This is a genomic window from Corynebacterium sp. TAE3-ERU16 (assembly GCF_019209935.1).
Taxonomy (GTDB): Bacteria; Actinomycetota; Actinomycetes; order Mycobacteriales; family Mycobacteriaceae; genus Corynebacterium; species Corynebacterium antarcticum.
Genome location: NZ_JAHUTN010000003.1, coordinates 170,185 through 189,137, shown reverse-complemented (window position 1 = coordinate 189,137; position 18,953 = coordinate 170,185). Strand labels below are relative to the sequence as shown.

Here is an 18,953-nt window from a genome sequence, read left to right as displayed (position 1 = left end):
CGGAGGGTCGACCCACGGACGACCACGAAACCCGTCACACCTGAAAAACAAGGAAGGCCCACACCGCATGCCCACGATCGTGGTACTGGTCAAGCACGTCCCCGACACCTGGTCGCAGAAGAAGCTGGCCGAGGACTTCACCCTCGACCGCGACAACGTCGATGAGGTCATCGACGAGATCAACGAGTACGCCGTCGAGCAGGCGCTGAAGATCCGCGAGGCGGACGCCGACGCGGGATGGCGGGTCGTCGCCCTCACCGCGGGAACCGGCCGAGCGGAGGAGGCGCTGCGCAAGGCGCTCGCCATGGGCGTCGACGATGCCGTCCTGCTGTCCGACGAGGGCATCGCCGGTTCGGATCTGCCCGGTACGGCATGGTCGTTGACCTGCGCTATCGATGCGGCGATGTCCGTCCTGGGGCTGGACGACCTCAAGCTCATCGTCACCGGAAACCGGTCCTCGGACGGACTGATGGGGGGAATGGCTGGAATCCTCTCCGAGTACCGCACCATCCCCGCGCTGACCCACCTGCGCAGCGCCACCGTCAACGCCGCAGAGGGGATCGTCACCGGTGTCCGGGAGACCCCGCGGGGTGAGTTCGAGCTCGCCGCCACCCTCCCGGCGATCATCTCGGTCACCGACCAGGCCGACCGTCCCCGGTTCCCCAACTTCAAGGGCATCATGGCCGCGAAGAAGGCCCAGATCACACGCCTGTCCCTGGCGGACACCGCCGCCACCGCGGAACAGGTCGGGGGAGCCCACGCCGCGACTGCGGTCACGGCCGCCGCCGAACGCCCCGAGCGCAGCCAGGGTGAGATCATCCGCGACAACGGCCGGGCCGCCGTCGCCATCGCCGACTTCCTCGAGTCCCGGAACCTCATCTAGTCGCACGCCCCGCCCCGCAGATCCACGCAACCCCAGGAGTAGAACCCGCAATGTCCCACGCATACGTACTGGTCGAGCACACCGACGGCGCGCTCGACGAAGTCACCGCAGAACTGATCACCGCCGCCCGCGCATTCGGGGCCGTCAGCGCCGTCGTCGTCGGAGCCCCGGGAACCGTGGCTCCGCTGGCCGGGGCCCTGGCCGCGGCGGGTGCCGACCAGATCGTCGCCGCCGAGGGGGCGGACGTCGGGGAGCGGCTCGTCCTTCCCGCCGTCGACGCCCTCTCGATCCTCGCGTCCTCGAACCCCGCCCCGGTCCTCGTCCCCTCGTCACCCGCCGGAGACGAGATCGCCGCCCGCCTCGCCGTACGCCTGGGCTCCGGTGTCCTGTGCGACGTCGTCGGGGTCAACGCCGACCGGACCGCGCAACAGTCCATCTTCGGTGACACGGTCTCCGTCACGGCCGCAGTCGGCGGCGAGTGCCCCATCTACGCCGTGCGCGCCGGAGCCGTCGACGCGGAACCCCGTCCCGGTGCCGGTGAACTAGTGACCCTCGAACTGCCCGGCGCAGGGGAGAAGGACGTCCGTGTCACCGGATTCATCCCCGCCGAACGCGGCGAGCGGCCCGCCCTCGCGCAGGCGAAGATCGTCGTCGCCGGTGGACGCGGTGTCGGGTCCGCCGAAGGCTTCACCGACATCGTCGAACCCCTCGCCGACGCGCTCGGCGGAGCCGTCGGCGCCACCCGTGACGCCATCGACCACGACTGGTACGGCGGTCAGTACCAGATCGGCCAGACCGGTGTGTCCGTCGCACCGGAGCTCTACATCGGTCTCGGCATCTCCGGCGCCATCCAGCACAAGGCCGGCATGCAGACCTCCAGGACCATCGTCGTCGTCAACAACGACGAGGACGCGCCCCTGTTCGAGATCGCAGACCTCGGCGTCGTGGGGGACCTGTTCAGCATCGCTCCGGCGCTCACCGAGGAGATCACGCGCCGCAGGCGGGGTTGATCCGTGCCGGAATCGCTGCACTACCTCGACCATGCGGCGACCGCCCCGATCCGTCCGTGCGCCGTGGACGCGTGGGCGGATACCGCGCGACTGCTCAACCCCGCCGGCCAGTACGCCTCCGGACGTCTCGCCCGGGCGGCCCTCGAGGAAGCCAGAGAACGGATCGCCCACGCCCTCGGCTGTGAACCGATCGAGGTCATCTTCACCGGGTCAGGCACCGAGAGCTGCAACATCGCCGTCCAGGGGCTCTGGCGTGCCGGAGGTCGGGGAAGGATCATCTCCACCCCGATCGAACACCCGGCCGTCGCGGAGACGGTCAAGGCACTGGCCGGGGAGGGTGCCGGTCTCGACCTACTTCCCGTGGGGCCCGGTGGCGTGGTCGTCCCGGACCCCCGCCTGGACACACGGGCGTCACTGGCCACGTGCATGTGGGCCAACAACGAGACCGGCGCGATCCAGCCCGTATCCGAGATCTGCGCCCGCGCAGCCGCCGCCGGGACACCGGTGCACGTGGACGCGACCCAGGTCGTCGGACATCTGCCCGTGAACTTCGCCGCACTCGGCGCGACCACGCTCGCCGCGGCGGCGCACAAGTTCGGCGGGCCACGCGGGGTGGGACTGCTCCTCGCCAGACGCTCACCCGCGCCGGCACCGGTGTTGTTCGGCGGGGGACAGGAACGCGGCATCCGACCCGGCACCGCCGACGTGGCGGGTGCCGTGGCGACCGCCGCGGCCCTCACCGAGGCGGTCTCCGAATTGAGCGGGGCCGCCACCCGGACCGCCGAACTGCGCGACCGGCTGCAGGCCGGGATCCTGGACCGCGTCGACGACGTCCTGGTCCACGGCGCGGACGTCGACCGGCTCCCGGGGCACCTGCACGTGTCCTTCCCCGGTGCGGAAGGCGACAGCCTGATCATGCTGCTCGACAGCGCGGGGATCGCCTGCTCCACGGGATCCGCCTGCTCCGCCGGAGTCAACAGGGCCAGTGACGTGCTGCTCGCGATGGGGGTCAGTGAGCATGACGCCCGCGGGGCCGTGCGTTTCACACTCGGTTCCACGAGCACGGAATCCGACGTTGACCGGGTGCTCGGGGTCATCGCCGACGTGGTCGCCCGCGCGAGGCTCGCGGGTATGGCCTGACGGTTGTCGCCGGGTACGGACCGTCGATCGGATGGATTCCACCACCATTTATACTCAGACCAACCGAAGACACCGTCGGAGCCGGGAAACGGATCCCGGCGGTGCGACGAGCCGCCGAAGGACCACGATGTCAGAATCCGCTCGATCCACCGACCATGTCCAGTCCCTGGCACGGGGGCTGCAGGTCCTGTGCAGCTTCTCTACGGAATCCTCCCGGCAGACCCTGTCCGAGGTGGCCCGGGCCACGGGGCTGACCCGGGCGACCGCGCGCCGCTTCCTCCTGACGCTGAAGGATCTCGGCTACGCCGACGGCGATGGTTCGCGGTTCTGGCTGACACCGAAGTGCCTCGAGCTCGGGTACTCCTATCTGTCGACCCAGCCACTGACCGCGGTGGCGCAACCCCATCTGGAACAGCTCCGGACGACGACGGGGGAATCGGCCTCCATGGCGGTCCTCGACGGGGCCGATATCGTCTATGTGTCGAGGGTCGCGGTGAGTCGGATCATGACGGTGGGCATCAGCATCGGAACGCGGTTTCCGGCGCATCTCACTTCCATGGGACGCGTGCTTCTCGCAGGCCTGAGGGAAGAGGAACTCGACGATCTCATCGCCGAAATGAACTTCACCCGCCTGACCCGGTACAGCATCGGCGACGCTGCGGAGCTGAAACGGGAGCTCGGGGACGTACGGAAGCGTGACTTCGCTGTGGTGTCCTCGGAACTGGAGATCGGGCTCACGTCGTTGGCGGTGCCGGTTCACGACCCGACCGGTGCCGTGGTGGCCGCGATCAACACGTCGACGCAGACCGCCCAGTACACACTCCCGCAGCTGTCCTCGGACCTGCTCCCTCATCTTCGCGAGGCCGCGGGGAGGATCGAGGCAGATCTCCGGGTCGCGACATCGTCGACGTGACCCAGGCGCCGGGTCGGCGTCACCCACTGCGGATGGTGGCGCTCGGCGGTTCCCCGAAACGGCGCCGGTACGCGGCGGAGAATCTCCCCATGTGGGTGAAACCCCATGAAACCGCGACGTCGGTGACGGTCACCCCGGAGCCCCAACTGGTCGCGTGGAGATCATCGTTGACAAGATCGAGTCGGAGGTTCCGGAGGTATTCCGTGGGGCTGACCCCGGTCGCCTCCTTGAAGTGTTTCTGTAACGTGCGCACGCTCACATTCGCGGTCGCGGCGATCTCGGCGATCGTCCACGGACGCGCCGGGTCTGACTCCAGCGCGTCGATTGCGGTCATGATCCGACGGTCAGAGCAGGTGTTCTTCTGCGGATCCGCCGGTGCCGCGGCGAGTACGGCGACCAGACCGGAAGCTATCGTCGCCGACAGATGCCTGGCCACCAGTGGATGCTGGCCGAGATGGCCGTCAGCCGTGTTCTCGGGCAGAAGGGTACCGATGAACTCCCGCCAGGATCGACCGACCCCGCTTCCCAGGTCCACGGTCACCGGGGTCTCGGGACAGCGGATACCGGCCAGTTCGGCCTGGTGGTGGAGGTATCCTTCGTCGATTCGGACACCGAGCATGGAAACCTCACTGCCCCAGTCCGGGAAAGAGATGTCGGTGTCCGGTGGGCAGAGGATTCCCTGATTCGTCCCGCTCCGCAGAATTCCGCCCCGGTGGTATGCGGTCAATGTTCCGCGAAGTGGAATGTTCAGCGCGTATCCCCCGGGGTGTGCGGTGTCGATCCGGACCGCGGCTCCCCATTTCAGCCCGATCAGCGTGACCGCGTTGAAGGTTCGCCCCGCCAGGCGGCTGTTCTCGGTCAGTACCGGCGAACGGACGATCAGATCATGGGGAAAGTATCGATCGCACACCTCGCGGGAGATCCTCTTGATGTGATCGCGGCCGTGGTGGTTCCGCATCGCCCACCTCTCTCATGTATTCGCATAGCGGACAGACGTGCGCATTGCGGATTTCGCCTGTTGTGCAGATCATATACCGTCCACTTTGTGATTTGCAGCATAAATGCGGATCACTTCAACCAGCGGTGAAGGAGTGAGCATCAGTGAGAGAAGCAGGGACACGATCGGCCTCGGGGTCGGGAGACGTCGAGACCGGGCAGGGGGCACCGGTCCAGTCGCGGAAGCTACGGAACATATTCGGCCAGTTCGCGTCCGGTGTAACGGTCGTCACGGTGGGCCACCCTAACGGGACTCCGCACGGAGCGACCGTCACGGCTTTCACGTCGGTGTCCCAGTCGCCGCGACTCTGTCAGGTGACGTTGACCAAATCCTCACTGGCCGGTCAGCTGCTTCCCGGGGCGAATTTCGCGGTGAACATTCTCGCCAGCGATCAGACCGAGACCGCGCTGCATTTCGCGGGTCGTCCGCAGGACCGTCCGATCAGCTGGGACAAAAGCAACATCGCCCCGTCCCTGACCGGATGTCTCGCGACGGTCTGGTGCAGACCGTGGACCCACTACGACGGTGGTGACCACGTGCTCTACCTCGGGGAGATCGTCGACGCCGAAGTGAACACCGAGGCGGACCCGATCCTGTTCTTCCGATCCGGTTTCCACACCATCGGACCGGAGAGCCGCGAGAGCTGCTGGAACTTCTCCGCGGACGATCCCTTCGGGGGTTGGTTCGGTGCCAACGCACCGCTGACCCCGCTGCCCTGAGTGCGCATCCGCGCATTCCCCCAGACAGACAAGGACTCAGTCATGACCAGCTCAGCAGACCAAGACCATGCCGACCACACCGAGGGAGGAACCGTCAATCCGGCGGCGGACAAGCCGGTGAACCACCAGAAGAACTACGCCTCCAACCCGATGACCGGAGACGAGTACATCGAGTCGATCCGGGATGGTCGCGAAGTCTACATCCACGGCGAGCGGGTGTCCGATGTGACGACCCACCCTGCCTTCCGGAACTCCGTCAGGATGGTCGCGCGGATGTATGACGCCATGCACACTGGTGATCAGGTCAAGACCCTGACAACGCCGACGGACACCGGAAACGGTGGCGTGACCATGCCTTTCTTCAAGGCATCCACGTGCTCTGAGGATCTGCTCCGGGAACGAGACGCGATCGCCGCGTGGGCCCGGATCTCCTATGGTTGGATGGGGCGGAGCCCGGACTACAAGGCGTCCTTCCTCGGCACCCTCCACGCGAACCGGGAACTCTACGAGCCGTTCGGCGACAATGCGGAGCGCTGGTACCGGGAGAGCCAGGAAAAGGTCCTCTACTGGAATCACGCGATCATCAATCCACCGGTTGACCGGCAGCTCCCGCCGGACCAGGTCGGCGACGTCTACATGAAGGTGGAGAAGGAGACCGATGCCGGACTCATTGTATCCGGAGCGAAGGTGGTGGCGACCGGTTCGGCGATCACCAACTACAACTTCATCGCTCACTACGGTCTTCCCATCAAGAAACGTCAGTTTGCGTTGATCTGCACCGTGCCCATGGACGCCCCCGGTGTCAAGCTGATCTCCCGAACCTCCTATGCACAGAATTCCGCGGTTGCGGGCACGCCCTTCGACTACCCCCTGTCCAGCCGGATGGACGAGAATGACGCGATCTTCATCTTCGACAAGGTCCTCGTACCCTGGGAGAACGTGTTCATGTACGGCGACGTCGAGAAGATCAACGCCTTCTTCCCCCAGTCGGGTTTCCTTCCGAGGTTCACGTTCCAGGGCTGCACCCGGCTCGCGGTCAAGCTAGACTTCATCGCCGGTCTGCTCCTCAAGGCGCTCGACGCGACAGGTGCAGGAGGTTTCCGGGGGGTGCAGACCCGCGTGGGCGAGGTCATCGGATGGCGCAACCTCTTCTGGTCGCTCTCCGAGTCGATGGCGCGGGACCCGGAACCCTGGAAGGAAGGGACAGTCATACCGAAGCTGGAGTACGGCCTGACCTACCGCATGTTCATGATCCAGGGATATCCGAGGGTGAAGGAGATCATCGAGCAGGACGTGGCCTCCGGGCTGATCTACCTGCCCAGCTCCGCCGAGGACTTCCGGAATCCCGAGATCCGGCCCTACCTCGACAAGTATGTGCGTGGTTCCAACGGGATCACCGCGGTGGATCGGGTAAAGGTGATGAAGGCGCTGTGGGACTCCATCGGTTCGGAGTTCGGCGGCCGGCATGAACTGTACGAGCGCAACTACTCGGGTAACCACGAGAACGTCAAGGCCGAGTTGCTGTTCGCGGCGAATGACCGTGGTCGGACGAGCTCCATGCGGGGACTGGCCGAGGACTTCATGGCTGAGTACGACCTCGACGGTTGGACCGTCCCGGACCTCATCAGCAACGATGACGTCTACGCGTACCGCAGGAACAGTTGACCCTGAATTGCGTTTGACCGAGCCGCCGCGATCCCAGGGATCGCGGCGGCTCGGTCGCATATTACGGCCAGCCGCGCGTCCCGGTGTCCAGCTCGAGGGCGAGGGCGGCGCCCTGTCCGACGCCGATGCACATGGTCGCCAGGCCGCGCCGGGCGCCCTCGTGCTCCATCCGGTTCAGCAGGGTGATGGCGATCCTGGACCCGGAGGAGCCGAGCGGGTGACCGAGCGCGATCGCCCCACCCCAGCTGTTGACGATCCCCGGGTCCAGGCCGAGATCACGGATGCAGGCCAGCGACTGCGTGGCAAACGCCTCATTCAACTCGACGGCCTCCAGATCCCCGATGCCCCAGCCGATGCGGTCGAGGAGTTTCCGGGTCGCCGGGACCGGGCCGAGTCCCATGACCTCCGGTGCGACACCGGCGGACACACCGCCGACGACCCGGGCCCGCGGGGTCAGGCCGAAACGTTTCAGGGCACGTTCGGAACACACCACCACCGCGGAGGCGCCGTCGTTGAGCGAGGAACTGTTGCCCGCGGTGACGACCTCGCCGCCGGCGACGACCGGCTTCAGCCGGGCAAGCACCTCGGTGGTGGTGCCCGGGCGTGGGCCCTCATCGGTGTCGACCACGGTCACCGCTCCCTTGCGCCCGGTGACCTCGACGGGGACGATCTCGTCGTCGAAGTGTCCGGCCTCGATGGCTGCTGTGGCCCGTTGCTGTGACTGCGCGGCGAACGCGTCGGCGTCGGTGCGGCTGATCCCGCAGACCCGGGCGACCTCCTCGGCGGTCTCCGGCATGGAGAACGTCGCCTTGTCCCGTGCCGCGAGCACCGGGTTGGTGAACCGCCACCCGATGGAGGTGTCGGTGATCTCCCCGGGTTTGGCGAACGGCTTCTCGGGTTTCGCCAGGACCCAGGGTGCGCGGGACATCGATTCGACGCCACCGGCGATGACGATGTCGGCGTCGCCTGCGCGGATCATGGTGGCGGCGAGGGTGATGGCGGACATACCGGAGGCGCAGAGTCGGTTGACGGTGATTCCGGGGACGGTGTCGGGGTAGCCGGCGATCAGCCACGCGAGGCGGGCGACGTTACGGTTCTCCTCGCCGGCGCCGTTGGCGTTGCCGAGGATCACCTCGTCGACGGCTTCCGGTGGAATTCCGGTGTCGTCGATGACTGCGCGGAGGCAGGTGGCGGCGAGGTCATCGGGGCGCACGCTGGACAGAGCGCCGCCGTAGCGGCCGACGGGGGTGCGTTTTCCGGCGACGATGAACGCATCAGCTGTAGTCATGGGGTGCTCCACTTTCTCCAGATGACGGAAAAGGGCGAACCCGCGACCCGGCGAATCGCCGGGTCGCGGGAATTGCGGGGACACTACTGTCCGGAATCGGGATCCAACCGGAAGTTGTACTCAACCCTGTTGTTCTCGGGGCGGAGGATCAGCTCGGGCTTCACCGCGGCGGCGACGTCGTCATCGACCCACTCTCCACCCTCGAAGTAGAGCTGCGTCGTGATGACCCGGTGACCTGGATGGCTGATCCGTAGGTGCAGATGGGCGGGGCGCCACGGGTGGCCGCCGTACGAGCTGATGAACCAGCCTGTGGGGCCGTCGGCGGGAATCTTGTAGGGCGACGGCTCGATGGTCGTGACCTCGAAACGTCCCTCCTCGTCGGTGACGACGGTGCCGCGGAGATTCCAGTCCGGGATGTTCATTCCGGGTGCGAAGTGCGAGTAGAGGCCGTCTTCGTCGGCGTGCCACATCTCCAGGAGCGCGCCACCGAGCGGAACCCCATCGAGGTCGGTGACCTGACCGTGGAAGACCAGGGGTTTGGATTCGCGGTCCTTGTCCCGCATAGGCAGTTCGCAGACGGAGGGCAGTTTCGGGGCGTCCGGGACGAAGTAGGGTCCCTCGATCGAGCCTTTGGTGCCCGCGTAGTGGTTCCGGTCGTAGTTGACCTGTTCGATCTCGTGCTCGATGAACACGTCGAGCCAGAGTGGCCACTCACCGTACTCACCGACGTCGACCATCCACTGCATGAGGACGTGGTACTCGTCGTAGGTGATCTGATGGTCGTGGATGACCTGCGCGAGAGCGGCGAGCAGATCCTTGTAGATGGCGCCGGCACGTTCCACGGACGTGTCGCAGGTGAAGCGCGCGGCCTTGAACAGCTCCGTGGCGGCGATACCGGAGTCATGGGCGCTCGGTGTCTTCGTGGTCGATGTGACTGTCGGGGTTGACATGATGGTCTCCTGACTTGAGGGGCGGGACGATCCGATCACACTTACGAATACGGGTGAAGGTAGTAAATGATGATCTGGATCACTTTCTGATTCCACTGTGCTCCGCAACGTTAGATTCGTCAACGTCCAAGTGTCCGATCTGCGCAGGTGATAGCCACTATGCGCAGAAGCGGTACTTGACTCCTGTATGGCGCATGTCGTCGACTTCGCTCTCGCCGCCCAATAGAACACATTATCTATACATGGCTGATCGCCCGCACCGCCGTGACGGTGCGGGCTTCGCTGTCCCGCGGGGGTGGGTCGGTTGATCAGTCGGAGAGAATGTCGGACGGGTGCTTCGACAGGGGAGTCACCGTGACCACCATGTAGCGGAACAGGGGGAGGCCCCACAATATGTCGTGCAGCTCCGTGGGACTGTCCACATCGAAGATGCTGATGTTGGAGTAGGCACCGACGATTCTCCATATGTGCGGCCATTTTCCGGCGCTCTGCAATTCATGGCAGTACCGCCGCTCCGTGGACACCAGGGTTTCACGTTCCGCGGGGTCGAGGTCATCGGGCAGTGAGACGTCCATTCGGACGTGGTAGAGGGCCATCGTGTTCTCCTTCTCGTAGAGGTGTTTTTAGCGGGACAGTCGGGCGACGGTCCGCCGATCCGGTGTGAGTCCGGTTCCCGTACCCGTCGGTACCTCGACCGTTCCATCCGAATAGTCGAGTTCTGCCGTGCAGTAGTTGACGGACATGAGCTGTGGTCCGAACAGTTCACTGCCGAAGGTGACGGCTGGGCTGGATGCCGCCCAGTGGGCACTCGCCGCTGTCCCGACGGGTCCCTCGATACTGGTTGCGGCGTGGCAGGCGAGGCCGCCGGCCATCGCGACGGCGGCCATTCTCCCCGCCTCGGCGAGACCACCGCACTTGGTCGTCTTCACCGCGATGATGTCCGCGGCACCGTGACGGATGAGGCGGAGTACGTCGCCCGCGGTCATCGCCGACTCGTCCGCCATGATCACCGCTCCGGTCGCTCTGCGGAGTTCGGCGAGCGTCTCGATATCGCCGGCGGGAGTGGGCTGCTCGACGACCTCGATCCCGGCGGACACCAGTTTCGGGAGCATCCGCAGAGCCGTGAGTCGGCTCCACCGAGCATTGACGTCGACCCGGAGCCCCACCTCCCCGCCAAGGATCCCGGCGAGCTCGACGATTCGTGCCGTGTCCGCGGCGGGATCTCCCGCGCCCATCTTGAGCTTGAAAGATCCGGTTCCGTGGGTGGTGCGCCGGGTGGCGATCTCATCTTCCATCTCCCCGACGGTGGCTACACCGAGTGCCCAGGTCACGTCGATCCGGTCCCGGAAGCGTCCCCCCAGCAGATCGTGGAGCGGAACCTCCAGGGCCCGTGCCCAGGCATCGTGGCAGGCAATCTCGACAGCGGCCTTCGCGAAGGGGGAAGCGGCCACGACGCCACCGCACTTCTCCATGGTCGACGGGAGTTCCCGGACATCGGTTCCCCGCAGGATCGGAGTCAGATACCGCTCGACGATCACCTGCATGGTCTCCACGCTCTCGCCGCCCCACCAGGGGCCGCCGGGTACGACACCTTCGCCCCATCCCGCGGCCCCGCCGGCCAGGCGTGTCTCGACGAGGAGAATCGGTTGATGGGTTGCGGTCATCGTGGCGAAACGGTGGGGTCTGATGAGGGGTACGTCGAGGATGCGGGTGGTGATGTCCTCGATCAGCCATTCACTGTCCATCGTGGCTCCTGGTGCGCCGGTGGTTGATCCGGGCGGTTGAGGTTGATTCTCGCGGTCGCGGCCGGGGGTCGGGGTCATTCCGTTCCAGGTGGTCGGCCAAGAGTTCGTTCACCGCGGTGGGCTGTTCACGGTTGGCTAGGTGGGCGGCGGGGGAGAGCACCCGGAACTCGGACCGGGGTATCTCCAGTGCCAGTTTCCTGACGACCGTCGGCGGCGTCGCCGGATCTTCCGCTCCCGCGATGACGAGTGTCGGAACCGTGATCCCGGAGAGTCGGTCTCCGCTGGTCCAGCCGGCCAGCGCCTCGCAGCATCCCGCGTATCCCTCGGCCGGGGTTTCGCGGAGCATTGCGAGGCACCGCTCCCGGTCCGCGGTGCCGTTGAACCCGGGGGTGAACCATCGGTCGATGACGGCGGACGCCACCTCCCCCATTCCTGAGGCCCGGACCGTGGCCGCACGGTCGAGCCACCCGTGCGCCTCCCGGAAGCGGTCGGCTGTGGCGATGAGAGTGAGGGAGTGGAAGCGGTGCGGTTCGGCGATCACGAGCTCCTGTGCGACGGCGCCGCCGAGTGACAGGCCGACGAGGTGGCACGTCCCGAGCTCTGCTCCGTCGATGGTGGCACGGACGTCGTCCGCCAGCTCGGTCATCGAATAGGGGCCGGGTGGAGCGGGGGAGGCGCCGTGTCCGCGTAGATCCACAGCCATGGTCGAATGTCGGCGGGAAAGGTGTCTGACCTGCGGATCCCACATGGAGTGATCGGTTCCGAGGGAGCCGAGGAACACCACCGGTGTGCTCCCTTGGACGGTGAGGAGGGTGTTCTCGAGCATGAGTGGCATGGATCCTCCGGAATTCTGGTGTGCGCTATGTGAATTAGTGTACATCATGCGTACATTTGGTTATGGTGAGTTCATGATGAACAAAGTGGTGGACTCGGCTGCGGCTGCGGTCGCAGACATTCCCGACGGAGCCAGTCTCGCTGTGGGCGGATTCGGGCTCGTCGGAATCCCGGACGTCCTCATCCGGGCACTGCTCCGTCAGGGGGCGGGAAGGCTCGAGATCGTCAGCAACAACCTCGGGACCGACGACCGAGGCCTCGGACTGCTGCTCGCGGCTCACCGGGTTCGCCGGGCCGTGAGCTCATACGTCGGCAACAACCGTGAGTTCGCCCGGCAGTACCTCGCTGGCGAGCTTGAGGTCGAACTCACCCCGCAGGGAACGCTCGCGGAACGCCTGCGCGCGGGTGGTGCGGGAATACCGGCGTTCTTCACACCCGCGGGCGTGGGTACCCCGGTCGCCGACGGCGGCCTGCCGCTCAGGTACGACGGCGCCGGTCGAGTGGCGGAGACCAGCGCCCCGAAGGAACACCGGGAGTTTGGTGGGCGCACCTACGTCCTGGAGCACGGAATCGTCACCGATTTCGCTTTCGTCCACGCTCATCTCGGAGACCGCTACGGCAACCTCTACTTCCGTGGCGCCGCTCGCAACTTCAATCCCGATGCCGCTACCGCCGGAAGGATCACGGTAGCGCAGGTGGAACACCTGGTGGAGCCGGGCGCGATACCGCCAGAGGATGTCCACACACCCGGGGTGTACGTCGACCGCGTCGTCGTCGTGGGTCCCCGCCCGACCGGAATCGAGAACAGGACGGTGTCCGATGTCTGACCTGAATACCGGGAGGCCGACACAACCGGAACCACATCCCCGACTGACCCGACGGCAGATGGCCGCCAGGGCGGCCCGTGAACTGCGGGAAGGTGACCACGTCAATCTCGGAATAGGGATGCCCACCCTCATGCCTGCTCACATTCCGGGACACCTGCACGTGACGATCCACTCGGAGAACGGCCTGCTCGGGGTGGGGCCGTATCCCACCGAGAAAGAGGTCGATCCCGAACTCATCAACGCCGGAAAAGAAACCGTCACCCTCGAGCCCGGCGGCGCGCTTTTCTCGTCCTCGGAGTCCTTCGCGATGATCCGTGGCGGACACGTGGACGTCGCGGTGCTCGGTGGTATGCAGGTCAGCGCGGCCGGTGATCTCTCCAACTGGATGGTTCCGGGCCGGATGGTGAAGGGGATGGGGGGAGCGATGGACCTGGTTCACGGCGTCGGTCGGGTGATCGTTCTCATGGACCACTGCACCCGGTCGGGGGAACCGAAGCTCGTTGACGTCACTTCACTTCCGCTCACCGGTCGGAGGTGCGTGAACACCATCGTCACCGATATCGCCGTCATCGACATCGCCGATCCGGTACCGGTTCTCCGCGAGTACCACCCGGGCATGAGTCCGGTGGAGGTCCAGCGGCTGACCGGAATGCGGTTGGACCTGGCCGACGCGACACCGGTCGATGTCGCGGTACTCGGGTGATATCGACCCGGTGGTGGATCCTCCCCCCGGCCGGAAGGTTCCGACGCCGCGTTAGCATGGACAGGTCATCTGTCGAGACAGACGCAGAAGAGGAGAACCGGAGTGCTCCCTGACCGGATGCGGAGAAGAACAGCATCGTACATCGCTGCGCTCGTCTTCCCGGCCGTGCTCGTCGCGGCGTTGAGCGCGTGTTCGGATACGGCATCACCCGGAGATGAGGTTACGTCACCGGGGGAGCAGACCGCGGCCCGGTCCGAAACCGCCGGTACGGAATCCCGGCCTGGGATCCCGGGCCGCCGTCTCGTGGTGCTCACGGGTTCTCCCGGAGTCACCGAACTGGGGGAGGTTGATCCGGACGGGGTGATCGACACCGTCGCTTCCTCCGGCGAGTCGATCCTCCCCGGGCTGGTTCCACTCGCGAACGGCCGGGTGGCCGTCGCGGACAGCTCCGGAGTGACCGTCTACGACGCCAGTCTCGAACCCCGACACCACGTGGAGGGCGACCCGGTCGGCTTCGTCACGGGGGCGGTCCCGTCCGAGACCGGCGAGCGTGCCGCTTTCGCGTACGCCGCCGGCGACGGCGGACGTCCGGATGCGCACCTGATCATCAGTATCGGAGTTGACGGTTCATCGTTCAGCACGGTGTCGGATTCAGTGCCCGTGGGTTTGACACAATGCGCCGACGGACACATCTCCTGGCTGGCGGCCGCCTCCCCGGCGCCGAGCTTCGACGGCGGGGAGCTCGGCAAGGATGTGGCCGTCTCCCGCATCACGGCCTCAGGTCCGGAGGACATCCGTTCGGAGGTGCTCCCCGCCGGCCCCGCCCCGGTGTGGGGCCGTGCCGGCTGCGGCGACACGGTCAGCTGGGTGTCCGGCGACGGTACGGCCGTGACCGTCGACGGCGGTGAAGCCACCCGCACCACCGTCGACACCTTCCGACCCGCGTCCGAGGTCCGGGGCATCGACACCTCCGGGGGCACCGCAGCCGACGGCTCGATCCACCGCATCAGCGGAGATGGGCTGATCGAGAGCTACACCTTCACCCCGGAGCCCCGGTTCCGCAGTGTCGGTTCCGAACTCACCGGGATCGCCGGCGCCACGGTCACCGGTGGCGGTGACGGTCGCGCGCTCGGTGTCGCCTGGGGCGGTGACCCGTCGACAGGCACGTTCTCCGTGACGGCGTTCGATCCCGACGACACCACGTGCACCGCGGACCTCGGTACGGTCGTCCTCCCCGCGGACATGTCCCTGCTCGCCGCGACGGTCCTGGGAGAACCGGAACTGTCCTGCGGGAGATGAGTCTGACGCGGTTGGGAGGATCCCTCCATCGACCGCTACCCTGGGGCACGGCCCACTCCGCGGTCAGCGTGGTACCGGGCCGTGAACGGGAACAGGGAGACACGGGAGGACAGGGACGATGCGAGTACTTGCGGCGATGAGCGGCGGTGTCGATTCCGCCGTCGCCGCCGCACGGGCGAAGGCCGCCGGGCACGACGTCACCGGAGTCCATCTCGCGCTCTCGCGGGACCCGCAGACCGTCCGGGAATCCGCCCGCGGATGCTGCTCGCTGGAGGATTCCGCCGACGCCCGTCGTGTCTGTGACGCACTCGGCATCCCCTTCTACGTCTGGGACTTCTCCGAGCGGTTCCGCGCCGAGGTCATCGACGACTTCATCGACTCCTACGCCCACGGGGAGACCCCGAACCCCTGCCTGCGGTGCAACGAGAAGATCAAGTTCACCGCGCTCCTGGAACGGGGCGTGGCGCTAGGATTCGACGCCGTCGCGACCGGCCACTACGCCCGGCTCACCCAGCCGTGCGACGGAGGGGACGGCTACCTGCGGCGCGCGGTCGACCCGAACAAGGACCAGTCCTACGTTCTCGGTGTACTCAGTGCCGGGGAGATCAGCCGCTGCATGTTCCCGGTGGGCGACACCGTCAAGCCCGAGATCCGCGCCGAAGCCGCGGCGATGGGTTTCGCCGTGGCGAAGAAACCCGATTCCTACGACATCTGCTTCATCCCCGACGGTGACACCCAGGCGTTCCTCGGCCGGCACATCGGCCTGCGCCCCGGCATGGTCGTCGACGAGACGGGACGCGAGCTCCGTGACCACGACGGCGTCCACGCGTTCACCATCGGTCAGCGCAAGGGCCTGCGACTCGGGGAACCGGCCGCCGACGGCCGACCCAGGTACGTCACCGACATCGACGCCGCCACCGGGACGGTCACCGTCGGGCCGTGGGAGAGACTCGCGGTGTCGGTGATCCACGCGGACCGGCTGAAGGTCCTCCATCCCGGCATGGCCGGTGAGTTCGACTGCGAGGTGCAGGTGCGCGCCCACGGCGGGGTGGTCCCGTGCCGGGCGCGGGTCGACACGGACGGCGACGCGATGGAACTCGCGCTCCGCGACCCGCTCTCCGGTGTCGCCCGTGGACAGGCCGCCGTGCTCTACCTCCCGGACCCGGACGGGGACATCGTCATCGGCTCCGGCACGATCTGCGGGACGGAGTCCGCCGGATGACGTCGGACACCCCCCGGAGCCGGGGATTCGGTCTCGGCCCGATGCCCGGTACGGACCCGGCGGCGGCCGCCGAGATAGTGCTGGGGGAGACCGGGGATCTCCCGGCCTTCCCCGAGCTACCCGCTCGCGGGGTGGGATCCGATCCGGTCGGACGCACCGCGGCCCTCCTGGCGGGACTGTACGTCGAGCCGGGGCCCAGGGCCTGGCGTCTGTGCGCCAGGCCGCAGCTGCTCACCCGGCGTTCCAGGGACCTCGTCGAGGCCGATCTCGACACCTGCGGCGACGTCTGGGGATCCGGGGTTGCGGCGCTGAAGATCCAGGTGACCGGGCCCTGGACGCTCGCCGCCGCGATCGAACTCCCCGACGGGCACCGGGCCATCACGGACCGGGGAGCCCTCAGGGACCTCACCGGCGCCCTGATCCACGGCACGCTCGAGCACGTGGCCGACGTTCACCGTCGATTCGGCTCCGCGGTGGTGGTCCAGGTTGACGAACCCCTGCTCGCGGACGTGTGCCGGGGAACTCTGCGGGGAACATCCGACTACGACACGATCCGCGCGGTGCCCGGCCCGGACGCCGCTGAACGGCTGCGTGCGTTCAGCGGAGAACTGCGGGACGCCGGGGTGCCGGAGGTACTGCTGAACCTCACCGCGGCACCGCCGCTCTGGGAGGTCGCCGGTGTCAGTGGTGCGGACACCGTTCTCCTTGATCCACGGCACGTCACGGGTGCAGCGCAGCTCGACGGTCTCGGTACCGCGGTCTCGGAGGGGGTCAGGGTGGGACTGGGCGCCATTCCCGTCGGTCTCACCGGCTTCCCGGCCTCCGGGGATCTGGATGGGTACTCACGGGACGTTGCGGTGTGGATCGCCCGTCTCTGGGACGAACTCGGGCTGCACCGGAATCAGCTCACCTCGATGGTCGATGTCCATCCCCGGTCGAGCCTGGCCGGTGTACCCACGGACGTGGCGGTCCGTGCCCTGGCCGCATCCCGGACCGTGGCGGGAATGCTCACCCGGGACGCGGGCGACCTCTAGCGGGGTTCCTCCAGGAAACCGTCCTCGAGCATCCGTGCCTTCATGGCGGACTTGGTTCCGGCGTCCCTCCCCAGCGCGTGATACTTGTTCCTCACATTGGTGATGTGGCTGCGCACGGTGTCCTCGCGGATGGCCAGATGCCTGGCCGCGACGGCCTTCGACCGGGACCGGAACCAGGTTCGGGCGACCTGGACCTCCCTCCGGGTCAGCCGGGGTGTCGGTCGCGCGGTATCCCGGGTTGAATCCAAGATCTGGGTCATGGTTGATCCCTCTGTTGTTTTCACCAAGGTGGTCGGCGTGTGTGCGTACACGCACACGGATGCTGTCAAGCACTGATCGTCGCATTGCTTCAGCACGGTTCCAACCCGTCAATTCCTAGGGGATGGGATCATCGCGACCCGTTGGAGGCGGTGTATCCCCTGGTTGACCGGAGAAATGGCGGGAGGACCTGTTCTGTCGGCACAGTGATGTCCCGGAAGATCTCACCCGGTCCCACCGATTTATCCGGATCGGGGTGATTTACGGGTTCCCTCCGGTTTCTCCCCGTTTCCGGACGTTCGTCCCGCCGAGGTGATCGAGAAGGACCGTCCAGCGGAACCCCACGTCCTCCGGTTCCCGGACCCGTGAGCGGACGTTTTCCGCCGTGCTGTCGCCGATCGCGTCGGCCACCGCACCGACCGGGCCCGTCCGTCCACCGCACAGCCGCCGCGGACCGGGGGACGGGCACGGAGTCCGGATGACCGGCCGCACCCGCACAACTCAACGGACCGTGGTCGAATGCGGGCGGTCACCGTCGGGTGGACGCCTTACTCCGGAATCTCCGGGACATCCGGGCCCGGACACTGCGCGCCCGGGTGTGCGGCGCTGAGTCGCACCGCACACCCGCCCCCGGCCGGTGCAGGAGTCGCACCGCCGCTCTCCGGGCCAGTCCGGTGGTGGACCCGGACCTGATCAGCCCCGCATCGGCCACGACGTGCTGATGTCCGAGGCATCCCGTCCGCGCCCCTCGAAGTAGCGCTTCAGGCTGGCCTGCGAGTTGTGGTGCCAGACGGCCTGGTTCTCCATGAGTTCGTCGGTGTCCATGGACACCAGCTCCGGCCACTTGCGGGCCTGGACCCATGCCACACGGGCGGCGGCGACAGCATCGGAGGTTGCCTCGTGGGCGTTGTCCAGGCGGACCTTGTAGTGCTCGCACATGGACCCGAGTGTCCGCCGGCCCTTCCGGTAGGGATCCTTCGCTCGGTCGATCACGTAGGGGTCGAACACCGGTCCGGTGACGGTGAAATCCCCGGTGAGTTTCCGCAGCACCGTCAGGTCGTAGGCGGCGTTGAACACGATCAGCGTCAGGCCCTCCGCCCAGCCCCTGCGGATGCGTTCGACGGTCTCCGCGAGAACCTCGTCGTGCGGGCGTCCGTGCTCGCGGGCGTATTCGGTGGTGATTCCGTGGATCTCGGAGGCCTGCGCGGGGATCTCCACCCCGGGATCCGCCAGCAGTTCGACGGGGTCGACGTTCCCGCCCTCGATGCGCACCATCGCCGAGGTGACGATGCGGGCTTCGATGGGGTTCGCCGACGTGGTCTCCAGATCGAAGGAGAGCATCGCGGAGGGGTCGAAGTTCGTCATGCCACAACCCTAGACAACACGTAACCGGGCCGTGGCCGACGGGGCGACGGGGCCCGGCGGCGGGGTCGTTAGACTGACAGCCGTGAATCGAAGCGACAACA

Annotated in this window: 19 protein-coding genes; 11 read left to right on the top strand and 8 right to left on the bottom strand. The window is 66.9% G+C overall.

Translation table 11 applies throughout. From position 1 onward, the window contains the following. Positions 1-67: 67 nt before the first annotated feature. The 4 genes from KRX55_RS04735 (at position 68) to KRX55_RS04720 (ending at position 3,946) form a co-directional block, all read left to right on the top strand. Positions 68-883 (top strand): electron transfer flavoprotein subunit beta/FixA family protein, encoded by an 816-nt coding sequence (locus KRX55_RS04735; protein WP_218406643.1) that lies wholly within the window; start codon positions 68-70, stop codon positions 881-883. Between the two features lie 50 nt (positions 884-933). Further along, positions 934-1,893 carry an electron transfer flavoprotein subunit alpha/FixB family protein gene (locus KRX55_RS04730; protein ID WP_218406642.1) on the top strand — a complete coding sequence of 320 codons (960 nt, stop codon included), beginning with the start codon at positions 934-936 and terminating at the stop codon, positions 1,891-1,893. 3 nt (positions 1,894-1,896) lie between these two features. Beyond that, complete coding sequence (locus KRX55_RS04725) at positions 1,897-3,033, top strand: cysteine desulfurase family protein (RefSeq protein ID WP_370625750.1); 1,137 nt, start codon at positions 1,897-1,899, stop codon at positions 3,031-3,033. A gap of 127 nt (positions 3,034-3,160) precedes the next feature. Continuing rightward, positions 3,161-3,946 carry an IclR family transcriptional regulator domain-containing protein gene (locus tag KRX55_RS04720; protein ID WP_218406641.1) on the top strand — a complete coding sequence of 262 codons (786 nt, stop codon included), beginning with the start codon at positions 3,161-3,163 and terminating at the stop codon, positions 3,944-3,946. Positions 3,947-3,965: 19 nt separating this feature from the next. Here the strand turns inward: KRX55_RS04720 and KRX55_RS04715 are convergent, their stop codons facing one another. After that, the gene (locus KRX55_RS04715) at positions 3,966-4,904 is read right to left on the bottom strand and encodes an AraC family transcriptional regulator (protein WP_218406640.1); all 939 of its coding nucleotides are present in this window, start codon (positions 4,902-4,904) and stop codon (positions 3,966-3,968) included. A gap of 233 nt (positions 4,905-5,137) precedes the next feature. Between KRX55_RS04715 and KRX55_RS04710 the strand changes: the two genes are divergently transcribed. Both KRX55_RS04710 and KRX55_RS04705 read left to right on the top strand, forming a co-directional pair. After that, positions 5,138-5,662 carry a flavin reductase family protein gene (locus KRX55_RS04710; RefSeq protein ID WP_370625755.1) on the top strand — a complete coding sequence of 175 codons (525 nt, stop codon included), beginning with the start codon at positions 5,138-5,140 and terminating at the stop codon, positions 5,660-5,662. Positions 5,663-5,704: 42 nt separating this feature from the next. Further along, positions 5,705-7,327, top strand: coding sequence for a 4-hydroxyphenylacetate 3-hydroxylase family protein (locus KRX55_RS04705; RefSeq protein WP_218406638.1), 1,623 nt, complete (start codon positions 5,705-5,707; stop codon positions 7,325-7,327). Between the two features lie 61 nt (positions 7,328-7,388). On the opposite strand, the gene KRX55_RS04700 is transcribed toward KRX55_RS04705, so the two are convergent. The 5 genes from KRX55_RS04700 to pcaD form a co-directional block, all read right to left on the bottom strand. Next, entirely contained in the window at positions 7,389-8,615 is a 1,227-nt protein-coding gene (locus tag KRX55_RS04700) for a thiolase family protein (RefSeq protein ID WP_218406637.1), read from the bottom strand. A gap of 83 nt (positions 8,616-8,698) precedes the next feature. After that, a complete protein-coding gene (gene catA / locus KRX55_RS04695; RefSeq protein ID WP_218406636.1) occupies positions 8,699-9,565 on the bottom strand; it encodes a catechol 1,2-dioxygenase in 867 nt (288 codons plus the stop codon). Positions 9,566-9,873: 308 nt separating this feature from the next. Beyond that, a complete protein-coding gene (catC, locus tag KRX55_RS04690; protein ID WP_218406635.1) occupies positions 9,874-10,161 on the bottom strand; it encodes a muconolactone Delta-isomerase in 288 nt (95 codons plus the stop codon). Between the two features lie 27 nt (positions 10,162-10,188). Next, the gene (locus KRX55_RS04685) at positions 10,189-11,310 is read right to left on the bottom strand and encodes a muconate/chloromuconate family cycloisomerase (protein ID WP_218406634.1); all 1,122 of its coding nucleotides are present in this window, start codon (positions 11,308-11,310) and stop codon (positions 10,189-10,191) included. Beyond that, positions 11,300-12,136 carry a 3-oxoadipate enol-lactonase gene (pcaD, locus tag KRX55_RS04680; RefSeq protein WP_218406633.1) on the bottom strand — a complete coding sequence of 279 codons (837 nt, stop codon included), beginning with the start codon at positions 12,134-12,136 and terminating at the stop codon, positions 11,300-11,302. Before pcaD ends, KRX55_RS04685 begins: the two co-directional genes overlap by 11 nt. Positions 12,137-12,221: 85 nt before the next feature. Between pcaD and KRX55_RS04675 the strand changes: the two genes are divergently transcribed. From KRX55_RS04675 to KRX55_RS04655, 5 genes are all read left to right on the top strand, one after another. Further along, a complete protein-coding gene (locus KRX55_RS04675) occupies positions 12,222-12,971 on the top strand; it encodes a CoA transferase subunit A (RefSeq protein ID WP_218406725.1) in 750 nt (249 codons plus the stop codon). Then, positions 12,964-13,674: a 3-oxoacid CoA-transferase subunit B gene (locus KRX55_RS04670; RefSeq protein ID WP_218406632.1), complete on the top strand. Its 711-nt coding sequence runs from the start codon at positions 12,964-12,966 to the stop codon at positions 13,672-13,674. The genes KRX55_RS04675 and KRX55_RS04670 overlap by 8 nt, the downstream gene beginning before the upstream one ends. Positions 13,675-13,776: 102 nt before the next feature. Further along, a complete protein-coding gene (locus KRX55_RS04665; protein ID WP_218406631.1) occupies positions 13,777-14,973 on the top strand; it encodes a hypothetical protein in 1,197 nt (398 codons plus the stop codon). A gap of 118 nt (positions 14,974-15,091) precedes the next feature. Further along, positions 15,092-16,195 carry a tRNA 2-thiouridine(34) synthase MnmA gene (gene mnmA, locus KRX55_RS04660; protein ID WP_218406630.1) on the top strand — a complete coding sequence of 368 codons (1,104 nt, stop codon included), beginning with the start codon at positions 15,092-15,094 and terminating at the stop codon, positions 16,193-16,195. Then, positions 16,192-17,229, top strand: a complete 1,038-nt coding sequence (locus tag KRX55_RS04655; RefSeq protein ID WP_218406629.1) for a hypothetical protein — start codon at positions 16,192-16,194, stop codon at positions 17,227-17,229. Before mnmA ends, KRX55_RS04655 begins: the two co-directional genes overlap by 4 nt. Here the strand turns inward: KRX55_RS04655 and KRX55_RS04650 are convergent. Together KRX55_RS04650 and KRX55_RS04645 are read right to left on the bottom strand one after the other, a co-directional pair. Next, a complete protein-coding gene (locus KRX55_RS04650) occupies positions 17,226-17,489 on the bottom strand; it encodes a LuxR C-terminal-related transcriptional regulator (protein ID WP_218406628.1) in 264 nt (87 codons plus the stop codon). The genes KRX55_RS04655 and KRX55_RS04650 overlap by 4 nt on opposite strands. A 691-nt stretch (positions 17,490-18,180) precedes the next feature. Beyond that, positions 18,181-18,852, bottom strand: coding sequence for a 3'-5' exonuclease (locus tag KRX55_RS04645; protein ID WP_218406627.1), 672 nt, complete (start codon positions 18,850-18,852; stop codon positions 18,181-18,183). Positions 18,853-18,953 lie beyond the last annotated feature (101 nt).

Excerpts from the sequence above, each read along its gene's own strand:
- KRX55_RS04735 (WP_218406643.1), top strand. The coding sequence starts at position 68 with ATGCCCACGATCGTGGTACTGGTCAAGCACGTCCCCGACACCTGGTCG.
- KRX55_RS04730 (WP_218406642.1), top strand. The coding sequence starts at position 934 with ATGTCCCACGCATACGTACTGGTCGAGCACACCGACGGCGCGCTCGAC.
- KRX55_RS04720 (WP_218406641.1), top strand. The coding sequence starts at position 3,161 with ATGTCAGAATCCGCTCGATCCACCGACCATGTCCAGTCCCTGGCACGG.
- KRX55_RS04715 (WP_218406640.1), bottom strand. The coding sequence starts at position 4,904 with ATGCGGAACCACCACGGCCGCGATCACATCAAGAGGATCTCCCGCGAG.
- KRX55_RS04705 (WP_218406638.1), top strand. The coding sequence starts at position 5,705 with ATGACCAGCTCAGCAGACCAAGACCATGCCGACCACACCGAGGGAGGA.
- KRX55_RS04700 (WP_218406637.1), bottom strand. The coding sequence starts at position 8,615 with ATGACTACAGCTGATGCGTTCATCGTCGCCGGAAAACGCACCCCCGTC.
- catA (WP_218406636.1), bottom strand. The coding sequence starts at position 9,565 with ATGTCAACCCCGACAGTCACATCGACCACGAAGACACCGAGCGCCCAT.
- catC (WP_218406635.1), bottom strand. The coding sequence starts at position 10,161 with ATGGCCCTCTACCACGTCCGAATGGACGTCTCACTGCCCGATGACCTC.
- KRX55_RS04685 (WP_218406634.1), bottom strand. The coding sequence starts at position 11,310 with ATGGACAGTGAATGGCTGATCGAGGACATCACCACCCGCATCCTCGAC.
- pcaD (WP_218406633.1), bottom strand. The coding sequence starts at position 12,136 with ATGCTCGAGAACACCCTCCTCACCGTCCAAGGGAGCACACCGGTGGTG.
- KRX55_RS04675 (WP_218406725.1), top strand. The coding sequence starts at position 12,222 with ATGAACAAAGTGGTGGACTCGGCTGCGGCTGCGGTCGCAGACATTCCC.
- KRX55_RS04670 (WP_218406632.1), top strand. The coding sequence starts at position 12,964 with ATGTCTGACCTGAATACCGGGAGGCCGACACAACCGGAACCACATCCC.
- mnmA (WP_218406630.1), top strand. The coding sequence starts at position 15,092 with ATGCGAGTACTTGCGGCGATGAGCGGCGGTGTCGATTCCGCCGTCGCC.
- KRX55_RS04655 (WP_218406629.1), top strand. The coding sequence starts at position 16,192 with ATGACGTCGGACACCCCCCGGAGCCGGGGATTCGGTCTCGGCCCGATG.
- KRX55_RS04650 (WP_218406628.1), bottom strand. The coding sequence starts at position 17,489 with ATGACCCAGATCTTGGATTCAACCCGGGATACCGCGCGACCGACACCC.
- KRX55_RS04645 (WP_218406627.1), bottom strand. The coding sequence starts at position 18,852 with ATGACGAACTTCGACCCCTCCGCGATGCTCTCCTTCGATCTGGAGACC.